This window comes from Acidianus manzaensis, assembly GCF_002116695.1.
GTDB classification, from domain to species: domain Archaea; phylum Thermoproteota; class Thermoprotei_A; order Sulfolobales; family Sulfolobaceae; genus Acidianus; species Acidianus manzaensis.
Genome location: NZ_CP020477.1, coordinates 91291 through 111298, shown reverse-complemented (window position 1 = coordinate 111298; position 20008 = coordinate 91291). Strand labels below are relative to the sequence as shown.

The 20008-nt window shown below is 31.1% G+C and carries 14 protein-coding genes and 2 pseudogenes; 13 read left to right on the top strand and 3 right to left on the bottom strand.

From position 1 onward, the window contains the following. Positions 1-69 precede the first annotated feature (69 nt). On the bottom strand, positions 70-483 hold the full coding sequence (locus tag B6F84_RS00310; RefSeq protein WP_148690365.1) for a DUF3211 domain-containing protein: 414 nt from the start codon (positions 481-483) through the stop codon (positions 70-72). A gap of 81 nt (positions 484-564) precedes the next feature. Next, positions 565-1062, bottom strand: a complete 498-nt coding sequence (locus B6F84_RS00305) for a hypothetical protein (protein ID WP_148690364.1) — start codon at positions 1060-1062, stop codon at positions 565-567. 252 nt (positions 1063-1314) lie between these two features. Between B6F84_RS00305 and B6F84_RS00300 the strand changes: the two genes are divergently transcribed. The 3 genes and pseudogenes from B6F84_RS00300 (at position 1315) to B6F84_RS00290 (ending at position 3615) form a co-directional block, all read left to right on the top strand. Beyond that, a complete protein-coding gene (locus tag B6F84_RS00300; protein WP_148690363.1) occupies positions 1315-2400 on the top strand; it encodes an alkaline phosphatase family protein in 1086 nt (361 codons plus the stop codon). 126 nt (positions 2401-2526) lie between these two features. After that, positions 2527-2920, top strand: a pseudogene (gene tnpA / locus B6F84_RS00295) (IS200/IS605 family transposase). Further along, positions 2895-3615 (top strand): annotated as a pseudogene (locus tag B6F84_RS00290) (RNA-guided endonuclease InsQ/TnpB family protein). Before tnpA ends, B6F84_RS00290 begins: the two co-directional pseudogenes overlap by 26 nt. A gap of 201 nt (positions 3616-3816) precedes the next feature. Here the strand turns inward: B6F84_RS00290 and B6F84_RS00285 are convergent. Continuing rightward, positions 3817-5112 (bottom strand): serine/threonine-protein kinase, encoded by a 1296-nt coding sequence (locus tag B6F84_RS00285; RefSeq protein WP_148690362.1) that lies wholly within the window; start codon positions 5110-5112, stop codon positions 3817-3819. Between the two features lie 749 nt (positions 5113-5861). On the opposite strand from B6F84_RS00285, the gene B6F84_RS00280 reads away from it, so the two are divergent. The 10 genes from B6F84_RS00280 to B6F84_RS00235 all read left to right on the top strand — a co-directional run bounded on the left by B6F84_RS00280 (position 5862) and on the right by B6F84_RS00235 (position 19938). Then, positions 5862-6824, top strand: coding sequence for a DUF973 family protein (locus tag B6F84_RS00280; protein WP_236749101.1), 963 nt, complete (start codon positions 5862-5864; stop codon positions 6822-6824). Positions 6825-7563: 739 nt separating this feature from the next. Further along, positions 7564-9087 (top strand): extracellular solute-binding protein, encoded by a 1524-nt coding sequence (locus B6F84_RS00275; RefSeq protein WP_187152718.1) that lies wholly within the window; start codon positions 7564-7566, stop codon positions 9085-9087. 40 nt (positions 9088-9127) lie between these two features. Next, positions 9128-9973, top strand: a complete 846-nt coding sequence (locus B6F84_RS00270) for a carbohydrate ABC transporter permease (RefSeq protein ID WP_148692780.1) — start codon at positions 9128-9130, stop codon at positions 9971-9973. A gap of 130 nt (positions 9974-10103) precedes the next feature. After that, positions 10104-10913, top strand: coding sequence for an ABC transporter permease subunit (locus B6F84_RS00265; protein WP_236749100.1), 810 nt, complete (start codon positions 10104-10106; stop codon positions 10911-10913). Continuing rightward, positions 10914-12005 carry an ABC transporter ATP-binding protein gene (locus B6F84_RS00260; protein WP_148690359.1) on the top strand — a complete coding sequence of 364 codons (1092 nt, stop codon included), beginning with the start codon at positions 10914-10916 and terminating at the stop codon, positions 12003-12005. It abuts the gene before it with no gap. Then, positions 11989-13884 carry a glycoside hydrolase family 15 protein gene (locus tag B6F84_RS00255; protein ID WP_236748988.1) on the top strand — a complete coding sequence of 632 codons (1896 nt, stop codon included), beginning with the start codon at positions 11989-11991 and terminating at the stop codon, positions 13882-13884. The genes B6F84_RS00260 and B6F84_RS00255 overlap by 17 nt, the downstream gene beginning before the upstream one ends. Before the next feature lie 45 nt (positions 13885-13929). Further along, positions 13930-16767, top strand: coding sequence for a polysaccharide deacetylase family protein (locus B6F84_RS00250; RefSeq protein ID WP_148690358.1), 2838 nt, complete (start codon positions 13930-13932; stop codon positions 16765-16767). A gap of 521 nt (positions 16768-17288) precedes the next feature. After that, entirely contained in the window at positions 17289-18461 is a 1173-nt protein-coding gene (locus tag B6F84_RS00245; RefSeq protein ID WP_148690357.1) for an ArsR/SmtB family transcription factor, read from the top strand. Beyond that, a complete protein-coding gene (locus B6F84_RS00240; RefSeq protein WP_148690356.1) occupies positions 18458-19261 on the top strand; it encodes an ABC transporter ATP-binding protein in 804 nt (267 codons plus the stop codon). Before B6F84_RS00245 ends, B6F84_RS00240 begins: the two co-directional genes overlap by 4 nt. Beyond that, the gene (locus B6F84_RS00235; protein ID WP_148690355.1) at positions 19258-19938 is read left to right on the top strand and encodes an ABC transporter permease; all 681 of its coding nucleotides are present in this window, start codon (positions 19258-19260) and stop codon (positions 19936-19938) included. The genes B6F84_RS00240 and B6F84_RS00235 overlap by 4 nt, the downstream gene beginning before the upstream one ends. Positions 19939-20008: the final 70 nt, after the last annotated feature.

The following is a 20008-nucleotide window of genomic DNA, read 5'->3' as shown; positions in this document are numbered from 1 at the left end:
AATCCACAAGCTAATTAAACCGAATATATTCATTTTTATTATTAATATATATGATATTATAATATATTGCTATATTTTCCTTTTTATTCTCTCCATTCTAACATCGTTATCCAAATTCTTTGCAAAATTCTCAAACCATTTAGACATGAAAAATATTCTTGAAAATCTATTCATCCAGCCTTCATAAGAGAAAACAAGTTTCACAGATTTTTCGTTTATGGTAATTTCTAATCTACCATCTCCCTTTACGCCACCAGACTTCAACGTAAATACAAACAATATACTGTTATAACTAACGTAGACATTCCCATTCATCTCAAACTTCATTCCTACAAAATTTCCTTCACAGTGAAATTTACGATCCTTGGATTCAACTTTTTTTATGGGAGGGAAAAGTTTAGGAAGAGTAAAACTAGGATCAGACAAAATCGTCATTAACGCATACTCTTCATGCGACGTAGTTATCTCTTTTTCTATTAACATAAAATAATCTTGTTTTCCTAGTTATTAAAGTATATCTCATTAATAGTAATAAATGATTTATTAAACTGTGTAAACGAAAATTTATACGTTAAACACTATTTCTTCCTTTCCTCCTACTTCTTCACCAGCATTAATACTTACATTCATCATGTTATTTTTTACCTTTACCTTTCCGTGAATTTTAACTTTTACAATCTTACCTGGTAAAATCCATACAAAATCATAAGGATATTCACTAACTTCTTTCTCATAAACATCCACATAACTATTTAAACCTTTCCTCAATCTACCTTTAAATTTTATAAAAAAATCAATAATAGGATAATTAGTACTCAATAATCTAATCTTAACATTTAATACCTTTGAAGAAACTCTCGTCGAATTTATAAATATTTTTTCCTTATTCAAATAATACTGCATATTAGCTTTCAACTTATATATTTCGTCTTTCAATTTTTCTTTTTCTAAAGATATGTAATAATTCTCATTATCATAATAATAAAATGTAACAAATTCATAAACCTCTCCCCTAATATCCATGTTAAAAAATCCCCTAGCATAAATAGGTTCAACAACCATAACTTAAATAAAGAAAAAGCAAAATTAATCGTTATAGTCAGCCTCAATAAAATCAAAATGATAAAAAAGACTGAATTCAACAAAATGAGTAGAAATCCAGCTTCTTGTGTGAAAACTAATGAATTATAGTTGGAGTATCTCAAACCTTATATAGTGTTTTTAGTTAATTCTTTGCTCTTATGTTCTACCTATCTAAGCTAGAAGATTCCTTAGATATAAAAATAAATAAATAAAAAGAAAACTACACTCTATATGATCATACCAGACTACGAAAAAGACACTCTTTATAACCTCTCTTCCAGCATTTTAAATAATTATGGAATAAATACTGAAGACTCTTTCATGACATTTCAGAATAAAAAGCTGATACTCGTCTTAGTCGACGGTTTAGGTTGGAATATTTTGCAAAAAATAAAAACAGACGAGCTGAATATGAATAAAGTTATAAAAATGCATACAGTATTTCCATCAACGACAGCAACAGCATTAACTACATTAATGACAGCTAAAACTCCGGCAGAACATAAAGTTCTAGGCTATACTACTTACATAAAAGAAATAGGAATAATAAACGCACTAAAATACACACTACCTCAATCATCAGAAGTAGACTTACTAAAAAAATCAGGAAAATCAATGCAAGAAATATTAAACCTAAAAAATATAGGAAAACAAATAAAAGAAAAAGGATACAAAACAACATCAATACTACCTAATTGCATTTCAAGAACAGAATTCTCAAAAACATTATATTCAAACATAGATGAATACAGAACACTATGGGAAGCATTTCACAGAATAAAAATGTACGCAGAAAAAGGAACAGACTTCATAACACTTTACATTCCAGACGTTGATCTAACAGCACACAGATTCGGACCTTATGCAGAACCTACAATAAATGCATCAAAAGACATTTTATCAATGATAATCAAATATTCTCCAAAAGACTATAACATAGTAATAACAGCAGACCACGGATTCATACAAACAGATAAAGCAATATTCTTAGATGAAAACCAAGATTTTAAAGACGTAATAGAAATGCCTCCATTTGGTGACGCGAGAGCAATATTTATGAAAACTAGAAAAGATGCAAAAATATTAGAAGAAAAATTTGAAAATTTTAAAGTATACTCATCAGACGAAATAATTAAAGAAGGATTACTATCAAAGAAAGAAGAAGAAAAAGGATTAATTCCAGACTATGTAGGAATTCCATTAGACAGAAAAGTTTATCCGTACCGTTTCAAAGGTACTTATGCAGGACATAAAGGACATCACGGAGCCTTACTAGAAGAAGAAATCGAAATACCGCTCATAATACTAAATCCATAAGAGGTAAACATACACTCTCTTTAACATTACTGGGGGTTAAGGGGGCGGAAGTCCCCATCAGAAGTTGGGATGAATAGCCCCTTATAGAAAGTTTTTATTTATAGTTATCAAGAAACTTAGTGAACTATGCGTTACAAACTCTAGGAGATTCACATTCAGTCTACTCACTTTACTATCACTATGTACAGGTAGTGAAGTATAGGAGAAAAATATTCGATAATGAGAAAATAATCGATTTCCTAAAGAAACTGATTTATGAAATTAGTGAAACATTTGAAGTTGATGTCATTGAAATCAGTGTGGATAAAGACCACTTCCACATGCTGTTCAAAGCAAAACCAACACTAAACATACTAATATACATAAACACAATAAAAACAATAACATCAAGAGAAATACAGAAAAACTTTCAGAAATAAAACTCTGGAAAGGACACTTATGGGCTCCCTCATACTTCCTAGTTGGACAAGTAACACTAGAGGCGCTAAAACAATATGTTCAAAACCAAGGAAAAGAATAAGAATACTATAACCTTATCTTATAAATACAGAATATATCCAACACCCGAGGTAGAACAAAAACTCGTCAAAACGATGGAAACAGAAGCAAAAGTATACAACTCGTTATTGGATTACATAACAGAAAAGAAAAAACAAGGAATAAAAGTAACACAACTTGACACACAAAAATTACTCAAGAACATGAAAGAAAAACATGACGTATACTCTAAAACATTACAAATGGTCAACAACATACTCTGGTACAACATCAACGCTTTATCAAAATTGAAGAAGAATGGAAAGAAAGTAGGGAAACTAAGACACAAAAAGATATTCAAAATAATCTGGTACAATCAATCAGGATTCAAACTACAAGGGAATAAACTCTACTTGTCGAAAATAGGCGAAATTAAAGTACTCTTCTACAAGGCTGTAAGAGCTGGTAGGAAGGTGGTGGAGGTAGATCCAGCATATACGTCACAAACGTGTTCTAGGTGTGGGGTATAAAGTGAAACTGGGTTTGTCTGTTAGAATATTCCATTGTCCTAATTGTGGTCTTATGATTGATCGTGATTATAATGCTTCTCTAAATATTTTGAGGGATGGGGTTGGGACTGCCTTTCTGCCTGTGGAGGGGAAACCTCTACTGTACATTGCCTTTTACGAGGTGGTGTATAGTAAGTTTTCCCTGAGAAGCAGGAAATCATCATCGTGAGGTGGGGATGCTTCGTCTAAGGGAGGAGTAGTTCACTACTCTTTCCATAGCTAAATAATTAAATTTTTAGCATTTTCAGAATTAATATTTAACCATCATGATTCCGCGAGCATTTACTAACTATATCAGTTTTATCTCTAAAAGATGATAAATATCATTATCTATCAAATTTTAAGCTTTAACATAAATGATGACAATAATTTATCTACTATGCAAACCAATTCTACTTCTCAATAATTCTATCCTCTTCAACACTTCCTCTTGCGTATAATAATTGCTCTTAACTTTCAACTCTAAAACTTGAATAACATCTTTACAGTCAACTCTCTTATTTAACTCCTTCAACCAGAACAAAGCTCTCTCATAATCACCTAGCGTAGCATAAGCGTAAGCTAATTCAACATAAGCATAAGTAGAATTAGTCTTTGAAACAGTAACACTCACAGTATTTATTAAATTATTAGATAAAATCTTAATTAACTCGTCATCAGAATACCTATCCTCCTTCTTAGGAGAAAAACACTTCTTAAAGAGAGTATCAAAGTTACTCAAGGAGGAATCAAAGACTGAAGGCAAAACAAAATTTTCAGACATTTTTTTACCCGTGATAGAAATTAAATCGCCAGAAAATGCTGGTACGCCAGTTAATATCTCGTAAAACACTTCACAAACTTGATAAACGTCACTCCTCTCGTCTACTGGTAAACCGCTTAATTCTTCCGGAGAAGCGTACTGAAGAGTCATAGACAAGTTTGTAGAAGTAGTCCTTTCTGCAATCTTAGCAATACCCCAATCAGAGACTTTTGCTCTTCCATTTTCATCTAGCAAAATGTTTGAAGGCTTGATATCCCTATGTATGATTCCCTTAGAATGAGCGTACTTTAAACCTTGAAGAGTGTCTAAGATAATTCTGGTTGCAGTAATTTTATCAAACTTCTTTCCTTCTAATGTTCCTCCCTTCATCAGTTCCATGACTACGTAAGGTGATGGAGTTATGTCGTAGTCAAGCAATTTTACGATATTAGGATGATTTAAATTTAACCAGACTGCTACTTCTTTTACGAAATCCTTTGACGTACTCTTATACAATTTTATTGCCACTTCTTGATTATTTCTTTTATCTATGCCTCTGTAAACTGTAGCAAATCCTCCTTCTCCTAATTTTTGTTGAAGGATATAATTGGATAAAGAGAAAGAAGGATTCTGAATGTTAGGTGTTTTATTTTGAGTTTGTATTTGAACGTTTTTAGGTGGAAATTGGTTTTTCGGTTGTGAATATGCTTGTCTAATGGACTGTTGGTTATATTTGTGGTGCATTTGATGTCGCATTGGTGGTTTTTTATCTTCGTTTAATATTTTAAGTATTGTTTTTCCAAAAAAATAAAGAATGATAGATATAGCGAACAATACAAGTAAGGCTATACCTAAAGGAGGAAAGATAAATATAAATAGAAGGACTAAAAGGAAACCTAAAAAGAATAATGGTTTAGCTGACATTATAATTACTCTTTTTCTTATTTATTACTTATATTTATTTCTATGAGTGAACTACTCCGCCTTGCGACGGAGCATCCTTACCTCGCGATGATGATTTCCTGCTTTTCTGGGGAAACTTACTATACACCACCTCACGAGATGATATACAGCATAGGTTCCCCCTCTACAGGCAATCAGTACTCTCAACTCTCATCAGCCAGCTCTTACAGCCTTGTAGGATTAAATAAAAATGTTTTTCCTTACATATAACTTTTCTATAATGTGGTATTCATTCCCAATCTTTCGGATGGGACTTCCACCCCCTTAACCTCCTATTTATGTTAAATACATATTGTAATTAAGTACTATTTGTTTCATCATACTTATAGATTTGCTTATAATTAAGTTTATTTTTAATAGAACTAATTCTTATTAATTCTATTAGTTTTCTTATGACTGCTTCCATTTAAATTTATAGAACCATTTAATTATGTTTTATTTGTTAGTGCTTTTAATTTTTGTCTTTATATCAAGAAAAGACATTATTTAATTCATTTACAGAATATCATATACAATTATAACTTTTAGAAGTTTTCGGCGAGATATTTTTCCATTCTTTTGCTATTTCCTAAATTAGATATATCGGTAATTTTGACTCGCAAAAAAGTAATTATTATCTAATTTCATTATAAATTTTACCACTTTTTCAATGTATTAGGAATATAATAGAAAGACTTATAAATTAGAGTTAGTAGAATATATTGATAAGTATGCAAAATCCAGAATTAGACGGTTTAAGGAAATTAAGGTCAGGCATACTGTTCTTAATAATTTCGCCGTTCCTAGCTGGTATAGGATTCTTGATGTTATCATTGTTTGGATTGGCAGCTCTTGCTGGTGCATCTTCTGGAGGTGCAGTAGGCGCTGCTGCTGGATTTATTACTGATATAATAGCTGGAGGAATTTTGATACTATTAGGATCAATATTAGGTATTGTAGGTGTCCTAAGAATAAAAGGTGGATTCGATATTTTGAAGAGCATTGGAAGAGATGTAGGCATTGGTGGAACAGGAGGAACATTATATTTAGTAGGATTAATTATAACAGTAATTGGTGCATTAATAGTTATTACAGTGGTTGGTATTCCTGTTGGTCTGCCTTTATATTATCTAGGTCTAGTTATAGCTTTGATTGGAGATATTTTGATTGGTGTCGGTATATACAAAGTCGGAGATGCTTACAATGAAGGCACAACTAAAATAGGCGGAATTTTAGCAGCAATACCTTTTGATTTGATATCTTTTATTGGATATATAATTTCATACATTGGAATAGGAAAAATAATAAACATGGTATCATCTGGTACGTATGTAGCGAATCCAAGTTATCAAGCTGGATATTCTCAGCCATATTCTCAGTATCCTCAGCAATATCCTTCTCAAGCTCCTCAATTTTATCAGGTAGGTCAAGGAATTATAAGGAGTAATGGATATGCTCAATTAGCTATATATGCTTCTACTCCAGCATCTATTATATCAGCTAATATACAAGGTACGCCATTAACATCATCTAATATAAATCCGAATATGCTTAACCAAGGTAACAATTACTTGAATATATTCTTTGGAAATACAAGCTCACTACAGATTGGAGGACAATATACTATAACAATTACTATTAATTCTGGAGGAAATATTATTACAATAAATGCTATAGCCACTTATCAAGGATAAAATTTAATATTTTTTGTTTTTCTATTACTTTTTTTATTTAAAAAAGAGTTTTACACTGATTTAATTAGAGTAATCTAATTTCATATTTTTAGAGTCTGTAGAAATGGTATCATACTTAGTGAATTACTCTGCCCTTACGACTGAGCCTCTCAATGAGGATTTCTTGATTCTTGAGGGTTTTTTACATGCGATCAAGCAGTCCTCATCAGCTAACTCTTTCATCCATGTATATAAAAAATTAGTACTGAATAAAGACTTTTAAAGAGCTATCCATTCCAAACCTTACAGACTTCAGCTCCCTTAACCACCATAAAGTTAAATAATATATATATGTGATACCATAATATTAACTCTACTATTAATATATAATATAAGCTTATATTATATATATTAAAAAAATCAAGTATTTCATTTAATAATTTTTATATTAAATAGGGAATTTTTATATTCTTTTTACATGAAGAACAACTCATTTTACATAATTCATTATTATCGATATATATCCATTTAAATACTTAGATATAAACATCTAAAAAGTAATCATAGAACATGATATATTTTATTTTTTCTGATACATTAAAATGATAAGTAAATAAATATTGTTTACTACTTCAAACTATCTAATATAAATTATATATCGTATGATATCTATTAATGTAAATATATTGTAATATATAAATTCAACGATTTGATAAGATTTAAATCATCATATTGCGATAAGATTTATTAGGTAATAAAATTGGGTCGATTTAAAATAGATAGAGGGTTATCCAAAAGTATTGGAGCAATAATAGCAGTTGTAATTATAATTGTAGCAGTAGTAGCAGGGCTCTATTTGTCTGGAATTATATCTTCACATACTTCAAAAGTAAGCACTACAACATCTTCTATTTCAACAGTATCATCACTTCCTCCCTCTAATAGCACTCAGTATTTTATGAAAGTAGTAGGATTAACTTCTCCGCCGTCTACGCCTGTAACCATTACAGTATGGGATAGTTATAGTACAGGTGAAAATCAAGCATTCAATAAAACTTTAGCCAGTTTTGAAAGTGCATTTCCATGGATTCATGTAGATGTAACTTATGGAGTAGGCATAGGAACTTCCAATTTTGAAACTGCAGCAAAATCCGGTACAGCACCAGACGTATATAGAGATAGCAGTAATTCTGGAGGCGCATTATTTGCAGCTGGTTTAATACTTAACTTATCAAATTATATTCCTCAGTCCTATATTAATCAGTATTTGCCAGTAGCAGTTAAAGATTGGACTTTAAGTAATGGAGTATACGGATTACCTGATAATATAAACTATATAGTAATGTTCTATAATAAGGAATTCGTACCATATCCACCAAACACAACTGACCAATTAATAAGTATTGCAGAACATGTTAACAAAACTTATGGTGTATGGGGTATTGCATATGGTGCTAGTGACGAGTACGGTTACAGATTTGCAGAATGGTTTGCAGGATTTGGCGGCCAAATATTTACAACTGTAAACGGCCAACCTATGCCAGCATTAAACTCTACAGCTATGGTTAACGCTCTTAACTTCTGGTACAACTTAACATATAACTTAAGAATAAACTACTTAGCACCATCTACTGGAGCAGGTGGAGTAGAAGGCCAGCTATTCATCTCTAATAAGACTGCAATAATATTTGATGGACCTTGGGATTTAGACGCGTATTTACAAGCTTTAGGACCTAATTTAGGTGCAGCACCATTGCCAGTAGTTAGCCAAACTGGAATGAGAGCAGAACCTTTTGAAGGATCCACAGGATGGATGGTAGCATCACCACAGGCTAGTGGAGCATCTCAAATGCAGATAAAAGCATCAATAATTTTCATAATGTACGTAACTAATTATTACGCTGAGATGAACTTATGGACTGTAGCTCATGATATTCCAGCGTTCAAACCAGCTTATAACGAAGCAATAAATCAATTAAATGCTGGAGACTTAAAGCCTTCCTATCTAAATGGTATAATGAAAGGTATTTTAGAACAAGCACAATACACTCAAGTATGCCCTAATATACCACAAATGAATTATTACTGGGATTCATTCCATCAATATGCTAGTGAGTTCTTCGCTCAAAAAATCTCTGCTACTGATGCAGCACAAGGAATGGAATCAGCCTTTATACAATCCTTGCAACAAGCAGGATTTTCAGTTGATGAAATAGCAGTATTACCAACTAATGGATTAGAATTCTTAATTTATTATTTATCGTCTATTTTAGGAATATTTTAGGTGAATTAAAGTGAATGAAAAATATAATGGAATTTTTTATATGATTCCAATTTTAGCCATAGTTTTTTTCTTATTTATTTATCCTTTAGCTTACGCTATAGATATTTCATTTACTAATATGAATTTATTTCATTTTTTCCATTATACTTATGTAGGATTCCAAAATTATATATCATTATTTAAGTTTGGATATTTTTGGAAACTTTTAGGAAATACAGCAATATGGACAATAGGAAGCTTAGTTCCTATAACCCTAGTAGGATTAGGAATGGCTTTAATTTTAAATCAGAAAGATCTTAAAGGAAAATCAATATTTTACGCTTTATTAATCTTACCTTGGGCCTTCCCTGGATTTATATCATTATTAATTTGGCAAGGACTATGGGTAGACCCGTACGGAATGATGAACAAATTAGTTTTACCACTTCTTCATTTACCCCCAATAAATTCATTAACTTCTACTACCGACGCATGGATAGAACTAATAGTTACAAATATTTGGCTTTCTTTTCCTTACTTTATGACAGTCTTCTATTCTGCACTACAAAGTATACCTAGAGAACTATACGAATTAGCTGATGTAGACGGAGCATCAGTTTTTACTAAATTCTTTAGAATAACCTTGCCTTCTCTAAAAAAAGTAATAGCATTCGTATTTATTACAAGTTTTGTATTTACATGGAATAACTTCTATCCTATTTACATACTAACAGGAGGAGGTCCAGGAATATCAACTGAAACATTTATAGTATATGCATATCAGCAAGCTTTTAGTTATAGCAATTTTTCCCTAGCTGCAGCATGGTCAATAATATCAACACTGATGGTAATTATAATGGCCGTAATTGTATTAAGAATTACAAAAGTTTTAGATTCAATTACATGAGGTGATTCACATGCAAGAAGTTAAAAAAGAAGAAAAAAAGAATATTCAAACTCAAAAAAGAGGATCTAAAGGAAAATATATAATAGGAAAAATAGTTAGATTATTTATTTCATATTCTGCTCTTATAATAATGACATTATTCTCAATATTTCCTTTATATTATGTATTTTTAACATCTTTTAGCAATGCACCTAATTTAATATCTCTAGATGTATCTGATTTAATTCCTAAGCACCTATACTTTACTGCATATAAATACTTACTATTTTCAAGCTTTTATGGAGGAGCTTCATTTCCAGTATGGGTTAGAAACAGTCTAATATTAGCCTCAGCTACAGCAATATTTTCAGTAATACTAGCAATGATAACTGGATATGCATTATCAAGATTAAATATACCAGCAAAGAAAACTTTGGCAACATTCATTTACATAATAACTTTCTTTCCCTATACTGCAACAGCTGTCCCACTATATCTTCTCTTTGCTCAATTTCATTTATTGAATTATGTTGGACTGGTCTTAGCTTACACTCCAGGAACTGCTATATTCGCAGCTTTTCTAGCTAAATTAAGCATAGATAGCATACCATCTTCATATGAAGAAGCGGCAATGATTGATGGATTATCACGTTTTCAAGCATTCTTAAGAATTGTTATGAGATTAGCATTGCCAGTGGTAGCTTTAACGGCTTTATTAGGATTTCTAGGAGCATACATGGATTTCGCTTTAGCCTATGCATTTATCCTACCACACATAAAATTATGGACAGCTACGATAGGATTATATTACCTAGCAGGATTAATAAACCCAGCTAGCGCACCAGCATATAATCTATTCGCAGCAGGAGCAGTATTAATGGGAATTCCATTAATGGCTTTATTCTTAGTCTCACAAAGAATGATGACAAGAGCATATAGTAGCTTAGCAGGGGTGAAGTAAATGGAGTACATAAGATTAGAAGATATTTGGAAAATTTACACTCAAAAGAAAAAGAAAACAGAAGTACTGAGAGGTTTAAATCTTTCTATAGAGAAAGGAGAATTAGTAGTAGTCCTAGGGCCATCAGGAGAAGGAAAAACCACATTATTAAGAATAATTTCTGGTCTACTAAAACAAGATAAAGGTCACGTATATCTTAGAGGAGAAATAGTTGATAACGTACCTCCAAAAGATAGAAACGTATCTATGGTTTTCCAAAATTACGCAATATATCCTTTCATGAACGTTTATGATAACATAGCATTCCCATTAAAATTAATGCATAAATCTAAAGAAGAAATAAGAAGCAAAGTCTTAGAAGTATCCAAAATGCTACGCATAGACGAATTACTAGATAGAAAACCTTCACAATTAAGCGGAGGACAAATGCAAAGAGTAGCAATTGCCAGAGCCTTAGTAAAAGGAGACGATATAATACTCATGGATGAACCTTTAGCGAACTTAGACGCTCAAGTAAGAGTAATAGCTAGAGACGAATTAAAACAATTACATAGAAAGTTAAATACTACTATAGTTTACGTTACTCACGACCAAACAGAAGCTCTAAGCTTAGCTACTAAAGTAGCATTAATTCATCAAGGAGTAATCCAGGCTTACGGAGATCCTATGGAAATATATAATAATCCAAATTCAGATTGGGTAGGTTCATTTATAGGTACTCCACCAATGAATATAATAGAAGGAAAAATAGAAGGAGATTACATAGTATCAAACGACATAAAAATACCAGTGCCAATAACCTATAAAAAATTATTAAAAGATAATCAAAAAATTAAAATAGGATTCAGACCAGAAAATGTAAAATTCGGAGAAGGAATAGAAGTCTATGTTGATATGGTAGAAAGAGTAGGCCCCTACACCGTTATTTATGTAGATATAGGAGGGCAAATAATTAGATTAATAGAAAAAGGTCAAGCAAAAGTAGAAAAAGGAGATAAAATAAAATTCTCCATAGATCAAGATCAAATAGTAATATTTGATATAAACTCAGGTAAAAACTTAATAGAGGAGGAAAATGATAAAAACAGTTAGTATAATTTTAATATTATTTTTTATAATTTCATTCTTCTTTTCAAGTCAAATTACATACTCCTATCCTTTAACCCAAACCCAACGATCAAACTCGTATTATCCATCCTATCTTCTATTAAGTAATTGGAAAAATTTAGATATTTGGATAGTCACAGGAATACCAATTCCAGATGCATTACTCAACGGTTTCCCAAATTATTCTACATCAATTAGAAACATTTATTATCAAGGATATTTACTCAACTCCTCCATATTATTTAATTTCAATACTACTGCATCATTCCTTACACTAAATAATTCAGTATTATTATCAAACAATCAAGGAAAAATACGCATTCTAACTCCAGAATACCAGAACTACATACTCATAACATCATTTTCTTCAGTAGCATTAAAAATAACATTACAACAAAACAATATTTCCGAAATCAATAATACATACTTTTATTTTAAAGAACCATTCGGAAAAGTCTACGTATTAACAAACTTTACAACATTACTACAAAACAATTCACTTCAACTAATAGGCAAAGGATATAGATTCATAGAAATCTCCTTCATTACTTCTGTTACAAATAGTATTTCATCAATAATACAAAACTCCTCCTTAACTGTAAAGCAATGGTTAAACAAATCAAAATTCCCCAAAAACTTACCATCAAACTTAATCAAAGAATACGATTTATCCCTCTTAGTATTAAAGGATGACCAAAATCCATGGACAGGAGAATTTGTTGCATCGCCATCACCAATCTACTTATATAATTGGATGAGAGACTCATCATTTGCAGCTATCGCATTACAAGATGCAGGGCACTATAACTCAGCGTTAAAGTATTGGCTATGGATGGCTTCAGCACAAAGACTAAAACCTGGAGTTTGGTACACCAGGTATAATTTCTACACAGGAACTCCAGATAAATCATTTGGAATCGACGAATTAGACAGCTTAGGAATATTTGAAGTAGGAATATATAATTATTTTCAACTAACACATAACTATTCATTTTTGAGAGAAATCCTACCAAGCTTGAACCAGACAGTAAACTATCAAATAAATAGCATAAAAAATTCCACATTCCACTTACTTCCAGAAGACTTAAGCGTATGGGAAGATAGAGAAGCATATCACTTTTGGACAGAAGCATTTAACGATCTAGGACTAAAAGACGTAGCAATAATTTACTCAAAATTGAATCTATCAAATATGTCAATACTTAATGCACAAAAAATGCTAAATCAAAGCATAATGAAAAACTTCGTTTATGATTCATATTTTGCATCAACTTTAGAAACGACCGTAGAATTTACTAGTAACGGAAGCAAAACAATACTAGTACCTTATTCCCCATTCATTGATTCTGCAGTAATTTTACCTATAGATTTTGGATTAATTCCACTAAATTCAAATATATCTCAAAGTACTATGGGAAAAATTCAACATACACTTACGATAAATGGAGGTCTAGCCAGATTCCTTGGAGATACCTATCATTACGACAATACTTTATACGACAGCAGCGAACCAAATCCTCCATGGATAATAACAACCTTATTTGAAGCACTATATTATGCAAAAACTAATAATTACACTGAAGCCGTAAATCTGCTAACTTGGGCATATAACCATTCACAGAACGGTCTATTGCCTGAAGCAGTAGATCCAAAATATGGAAATCCTCTACCTACAACCTCTCCACTAACCTGGTCTTCAGCAATGTTCGTAATAGTATCGCTTAACTTACATAACGTAACTCATTTACATACTACCACTTCGACCTCTACTATCGCGAAGCCTAATGGATATCTGGATACTGTTATCGTAGTAGTTATAGTAATAATTATAATATTACTAGTAATAATTATAAAGAAGAAATAAAATGACAATACATAAAGTTTAAATATAAGATACATTTATTTTATAATGATAAATATGAGTACATACAAGATACTAGGAATTTTAATTTCTATAATATTTTTAGGATTTCTGATACAAAGCTTTCCAGCAAATTCAGTAAACTCTATCTCAGTTAACTTTTCAGTAACTTCTTCAGGCTATGTAACAGTATACTTACATGGAATTAATGAAAACTCAGAAGTAGATCTATATTGGGGAATAGAACCATATCCTCAAGGACCATATTACACACTAAATGGAACACCTGGAGCAATGGAAACACCAATGACATGGAATAACACCATAAACGCATTTCAAGTAACAGTAGGTCCATTTAATAATGGAACATGGATAGCATGGGATTTCCTTGTAAATGGAACACAATTCATAAACTATGATAACCACCCATTTTGGAACTGGAACTTAATAGTTAATCCACCTAGCAATGAATTAGGAAAAACCTACGCTGTTGTACTAAGTAACGGTAGCATACTTATAACAGCATTAGGAAGACCACCAGATGTAATGATCTTACACTATGGATTAGCTTCAGGTCCAGAAACTGGTTTACCATGGTCAAATATAAGCAACGCAAACATGACTTATAATCCACTATACGGAAATTATACTGTAATTATAGGACCATTTAAACCAGGACAATGGGTGCAATGGGTATATTACGATCAAACGTTAAACGAATACTTACATAATAATACATATTACAATTTTGACATACAAGATGTCTATACTCCATTAACACTAATTACGTCTTCCTTTAACGAATATGTATATACAGAAAACGAAACAGTAAACGTTACTATTACTCTAAGAAATAACGGTCCTACAGCCCAATACGGATTACAGCTTTTCGAAGATAATATGCTTTTATATAGTAATAATTTAACCTTATCAACGGGAATAAATAACGTCTCAATTACCTTCCCAGCACATCTTTTATCACAAGGCATATATGATTCAACACTTAATGTAATATATCATGGACTAATTCAAACTTATACATTACCCCAGCTATACATTTTAAACACTACAGGTAAAAAACCATTAAGCTTAGTCATAGATTGGAACATGCATCAACCATTATACATAGAACCAAATGGAAGCTATGGACAACCATGGGTTCCAATTCACACTGGTCAAGATTTCTACTATAATGGAAGCTTAGTAGGTTCATATGAATTACAAGCACTATTACTTAATTATTTCAAAAACATTAATATAAGCATAGATTTTACCGGAGTTCTTTTATATCAATGGGAAGCCTTCTTACATAACGAAAACATCACTATAATAAATAACGAAGGATACAACATTAACATAACACACGATTATAATGCTACATTACGAACTATAGAATTATACAGAAACTTAGTTAAAGAAGGAAGATTACAAGTTCTGACAGTATCATTCTATCATCCGTTAATGGCTATAGAATACGATAATGGTTGGAGTTCGGATCTACTCGCTCAAATATTAATGGGAGAAAACATGACTAATTACGTATTTGGAGTAAAAGCCAATGCAGCATGGACACCAGAAATGGCATTCAATATGGGATTAATTCAACTTTATAATGAAACCGGAATAAACGTTACACTATTGGACTGGTACTCATTCGTACAAATAGCACCAGATTTAACAGTAGTAAAAGGAAATGTATCATCACCATATCAAGTTTACGAAGTAGAAAATTCCCTTGGTCAAACAATTTATGTATTATTTAGAGATACAAATCTATCTAACATGTTCTCGTTCTCCTTCTTCAGTCAATCACCACAACTTACATCAGAAGAACTGTTACAATACTTAGCTAGAGTTTATATGTCACATCCAGGCGGAATTGACGTAGTAGCCTTAGACGGAGAAAATCCATTAATATTCAATCCAACCACAGGACCGGCAGACCTATACGCAATATATAACTCAATATCTACCGCTGAAGGCCAAGGTTGGTTAGAGACTCAGACAATAAACCAGGCTTTAGCTACGCATAAAGTCGGAGGATTATTAACTAACTTACCAGAAGAAAGCTGGGACACTAACTTAAATGATTGGAATAACGGATATCAAGGAAAGATAGAAATCTGGGATAATGTATCAGAAGCCAGAACATATTTAGTAGCATACTCTAATTTACTTGGATTGCCGCTATCTCCAGTAGTTCCCTTATCTTTTACTCACGCACCTAACGCAACTAACTTAAATTTACCACCTGCATATCAAATGTACTATACATTATGGAACTATTTGTACGTTTCAGAAGGAAGCGATTGGACATGGCAAGCAGGACCTCCAAACTATGGCCCACAATGGTTTGCGATACAGCCAATAGTATACGATCACGCTATAATTAATTATGTAAATAATAGTTTTTCACAATTAAACTTAGCTAACTCTATAATAACAAAGAATGTTGCTATATTAAATATACAAAATGGTCTAGGAGTTAACGCAAATATAATAGTAGCAATAGCTCAAAATAATAGCATAATAACTTACAAACAAGTAACCTTACTCCCAGGTTTAAACGTAGTATTACTAAATTATAATAATATCAAAGCACATAATCTAACAGTAGAATTTTATGTTAACGTGAATAACCAAGAATTAGGAGCTCATATAATTCCTATAACACAATTGGGATTATTAATATCGAAATATAACGTATCCACACTAAGCTTTAATCCTAATGCAAACATCTCTCAAAGTAAAGCAAATACAACTCATCAAAACAATGAAAATATACAGAGAAGCGTAAACTCTAGTGATATTGACGTAATCTCTATGATAATAGTCTTACTGGCAGGCATTGCATTCGTATTAACTCAAACAAAGAAAATAAAATAATTTTTTAAAAAAAGATAATTCAATTTTTTTCCTAGTATATGCGATTTTTAGCAGATTCAGTCTAATATGTCTGTATTCCCATACTACGCAATTTTGATAAAAGCTCATTAGCTTTTCCCGAAGAAACTTTTTCAAACCTTAACATTTCGATTCCATTTTGAATAAATATTATATCAACAAAAGTATATGATACACCAGAATGATATCCAGTGAATATTGAAGTTCTTCCTCTATAGAAGTTTTCTTCATCGCCAACAGAAACTACTAAATTAGGAGATAATGGAACTTCTTTGATAATTTTATCTCCTTCTCTTTACATATCTTTCTTGATAAGTTTTGTATTATTTAAAACTTACATAAAAAAGAACTATAAAACTATCTTTATCCATAAATATATTAAATTAATAAATAAAAGATTATTAAACCACTTAGCTTATTTAATATGAATTTGATGAGTAAATTTCTATTTACTTTATAGAAAAATACGAAACATTTAAATGTAGAAGAAATATGTTGTACCTATGGACATATTTGAAGCAATATCAAATGAAACGCGAAGAAGAGTATTGCAATCTCTACAAACTCCAAAAACTTTTTCAGAACTATCAGAAGAACTAAAAATCGATTCTCCAGCATTATCATTTCATATCAAAAAATTAGACGGACTCATAACAAAAGATGAAGAAGGAAAATATAGTCTAACAGAACTAGGAAAAACCGCTTTAGAAATAATCAATCAAGTAAATTCTGGGGAAACAAGCTTTAAACTAAATCCGCCTAATTTACCTCTAATCTTAGAATATATAAATTATGTAAAAATTGATAATAATCTATTAATCAAACTAAAAGAAGAAGATAGAAAATTGATAATAAAAAATGTAGAAACTGTAGAATTTGACGAAGTAAATTCTTCTTTACTTAATGAAATCCTAGAAAAAATTGAGAATATAAGAAATATAATCGCATCAGAAAATATTCTGTTAATAATAAATAATAAATCAGTAAATGTAGAAAATATAATAGAAAAGGAAAACAAAGAAGATAATAAAGAAGAGGAACCTTCAATACCGTCTTCGTCTAAATCGTTCTTCTCTTTTTTAAAGCATCCAAAATTTTATCAAAATAAAATTGTATATAATAATAAAATCGAGTTTAAAGATAAAATGAAAATAGAACTAAACGGAGGAGTAATAAAGATAAAAAAAGGTAATCCTTATTTGATAGCTAAATGTAGAGATTATTCAGACTTAGACATTTATCCAGATAAAATAGAAGGTAATGGATGTGAATTGCTTATAACATATCCAGACGTTAATTCTCTAGATATAGAATTAGATGGAGGAAAAATAAGCATAAACGGAATAAAAATAAATAATTTAAATTTAGACATCGATGGAGGATTAGCTGAATTTGAAATCATTAATCAAAACTCAAATATTACTGTTAATGGAGGAAAAATTGATGGAAAAATAACTTATATGTCAGACAAAAATACACTGAACTTAAATTTAGATGGAGGAATGGCCAACTTAGGAATATTTACACCTAAAGATATGTCAATAATATCTTCGTCTTCATCGTCAGTTGGAATAGTTAACTTACCCCCATCTAGGCCTGGAAATAAAAGTCTCCTCCAAATTTCAGCCAAAGCAGATGGCGGAATAATAAAAATTAAACAAAGTGATATATCATGATAGAAGCTAAAAACGTATGGAAAAGTTATGGAAAACTAATAGCAAACGAAGATGTTTCCTTCCGTATTGATGAAGGGGAATTAGTTACATTCTTAGGACCTAATGGAGGTGGAAAAACAACACTAATGAGACAAATATACGGAGAATTAAAACCAGACAAAGGAGAAATCAGAATACTAGGAGTAAAACCATCCAAAGCATTAAAATACATGGGAGTAGTGCCCCAAGAAGCTAGACCATTAGATTCGGTAACAGCAGAAGAACACGTAACAATTTTAGGCAGACTAAAAGGATTACCAAAAAACGAAGCTAAAAAAAGAGCGATAGAACTTCTAGAAAAATTCAAAATAAATCCAAAAGCTGTAGTAGACGACCTATCAGGAGGAAATAAAAGAAAAACACTAATAGCATCAGTTCTAATTACTGATCCTAAAATAATTATATTAGACGAACCTACAGTAGGTTTAGATCCAGAATCAAGAAGAGAAGTATGGGAATACATCAAAGAAGTAAAAAAAGAAGAAAAGAAAACAATTATCCTTACAACACACTATCTAGAAGAAGCAGAAGAACTTTCTGACAGAGTATATTTCTTAAACAAAAAAATATTAATGGAAGGAAAAGTAAACGAAATAAAAGAAAAATTTTCAGAATACTACGAAGTTACCAACGTAGAATCAGGAGAAAAATATTATGTAAAAATTCATGAGATAAAGGATTTTATAGCTAAAGCAAACTTCAAATTTGAAGTAAAACTCCCTTCGCTAGAAGAAATTTACACTAAGGTGTTTGAAAAATGAAATTCCTAGTTCTTGTTGAATTATATATTAGGCAAACCAGATACTTCCTAGCAACTAGCATTTTCTTCCTAATATTCTTCCCAATAGCTTTCATCCTTAATTTTCCTTCTTATGACACTTTAGTAGGAACAATAACTCTATTTATTTCACTAGATATTTTTACTTCCATCTCTCAACAAATTTCATCCATGAAAACAGTAGGACATTTAACAATACTTTATACATTTGGATCTCCAAAGTGGTTAACAGGACTTTCAGTATCCTTTACAAATATGATCATTGCAATACCATTAATAGTAGTATTAATATTTATAGCAAAGGAATTTATCTCAATAAATGTTAACTGGATAGGACTATTCATAAGCGTAATCTTATCAATGATCGCTTCAGCAATAATTGGATTAGACTTAGGATTAGCTTTCAAACAAAGGCAAGTAAATGAACTATCCCAGGTCTTAGGTATAGGATTATCTTTCTTTGCACCAACTTTCATCTCATATTATGCTCTACCTTTATACTTCAGAATTCCCTCACTACTAGAACCTACAACTTATATTGCTCAAGCATTAAGATATGACTTGAATGGTTCATTCTCGATAACGTGGAATCTAGGAATAATAGCCTTAATAGCAATTTTTGGCGCACTATATTTAAGATTAAACGGAAGATCATCATGATAATAATAATTTTTTATAACTAGGAGGTGAAAGGTACCATAAACAAATCTTTCTTTCATCTGTAAAATTA

Coding starts and splice junctions, on each gene's coding strand:
- B6F84_RS00310 (WP_148690365.1), bottom strand. CDS start 483: ATGTTAATAGAAAAAGAGATAACTACGTCGCATGAAGAGTATGCGTTA.
- B6F84_RS00305 (WP_148690364.1), bottom strand. CDS start 1,062: ATGGTTGTTGAACCTATTTATGCTAGGGGATTTTTTAACATGGATATT.
- B6F84_RS00300 (WP_148690363.1), top strand. CDS start 1,315: ATGATCATACCAGACTACGAAAAAGACACTCTTTATAACCTCTCTTCC.
- B6F84_RS00285 (WP_148690362.1), bottom strand. CDS start 5,112: ATGTCAGCTAAACCATTATTCTTTTTAGGTTTCCTTTTAGTCCTTCTA.
- B6F84_RS00280 (WP_236749101.1), top strand. CDS start 5,862: ATGCAAAATCCAGAATTAGACGGTTTAAGGAAATTAAGGTCAGGCATA.
- B6F84_RS00270 (WP_148692780.1), top strand. CDS start 9,128: ATGATTCCAATTTTAGCCATAGTTTTTTTCTTATTTATTTATCCTTTA.
- B6F84_RS00265 (WP_236749100.1), top strand. CDS start 10,104: ATGACATTATTCTCAATATTTCCTTTATATTATGTATTTTTAACATCT.
- B6F84_RS00260 (WP_148690359.1), top strand. CDS start 10,914: ATGGAGTACATAAGATTAGAAGATATTTGGAAAATTTACACTCAAAAG.
- B6F84_RS00255 (WP_236748988.1), top strand. CDS start 11,989: ATGATAAAAACAGTTAGTATAATTTTAATATTATTTTTTATAATTTCA.
- B6F84_RS00250 (WP_148690358.1), top strand. CDS start 13,930: ATGATAAATATGAGTACATACAAGATACTAGGAATTTTAATTTCTATA.
- B6F84_RS00245 (WP_148690357.1), top strand. CDS start 17,289: ATGGACATATTTGAAGCAATATCAAATGAAACGCGAAGAAGAGTATTG.
- B6F84_RS00240 (WP_148690356.1), top strand. CDS start 18,458: ATGATAGAAGCTAAAAACGTATGGAAAAGTTATGGAAAACTAATAGCA.
- B6F84_RS00235 (WP_148690355.1), top strand. CDS start 19,258: ATGAAATTCCTAGTTCTTGTTGAATTATATATTAGGCAAACCAGATAC.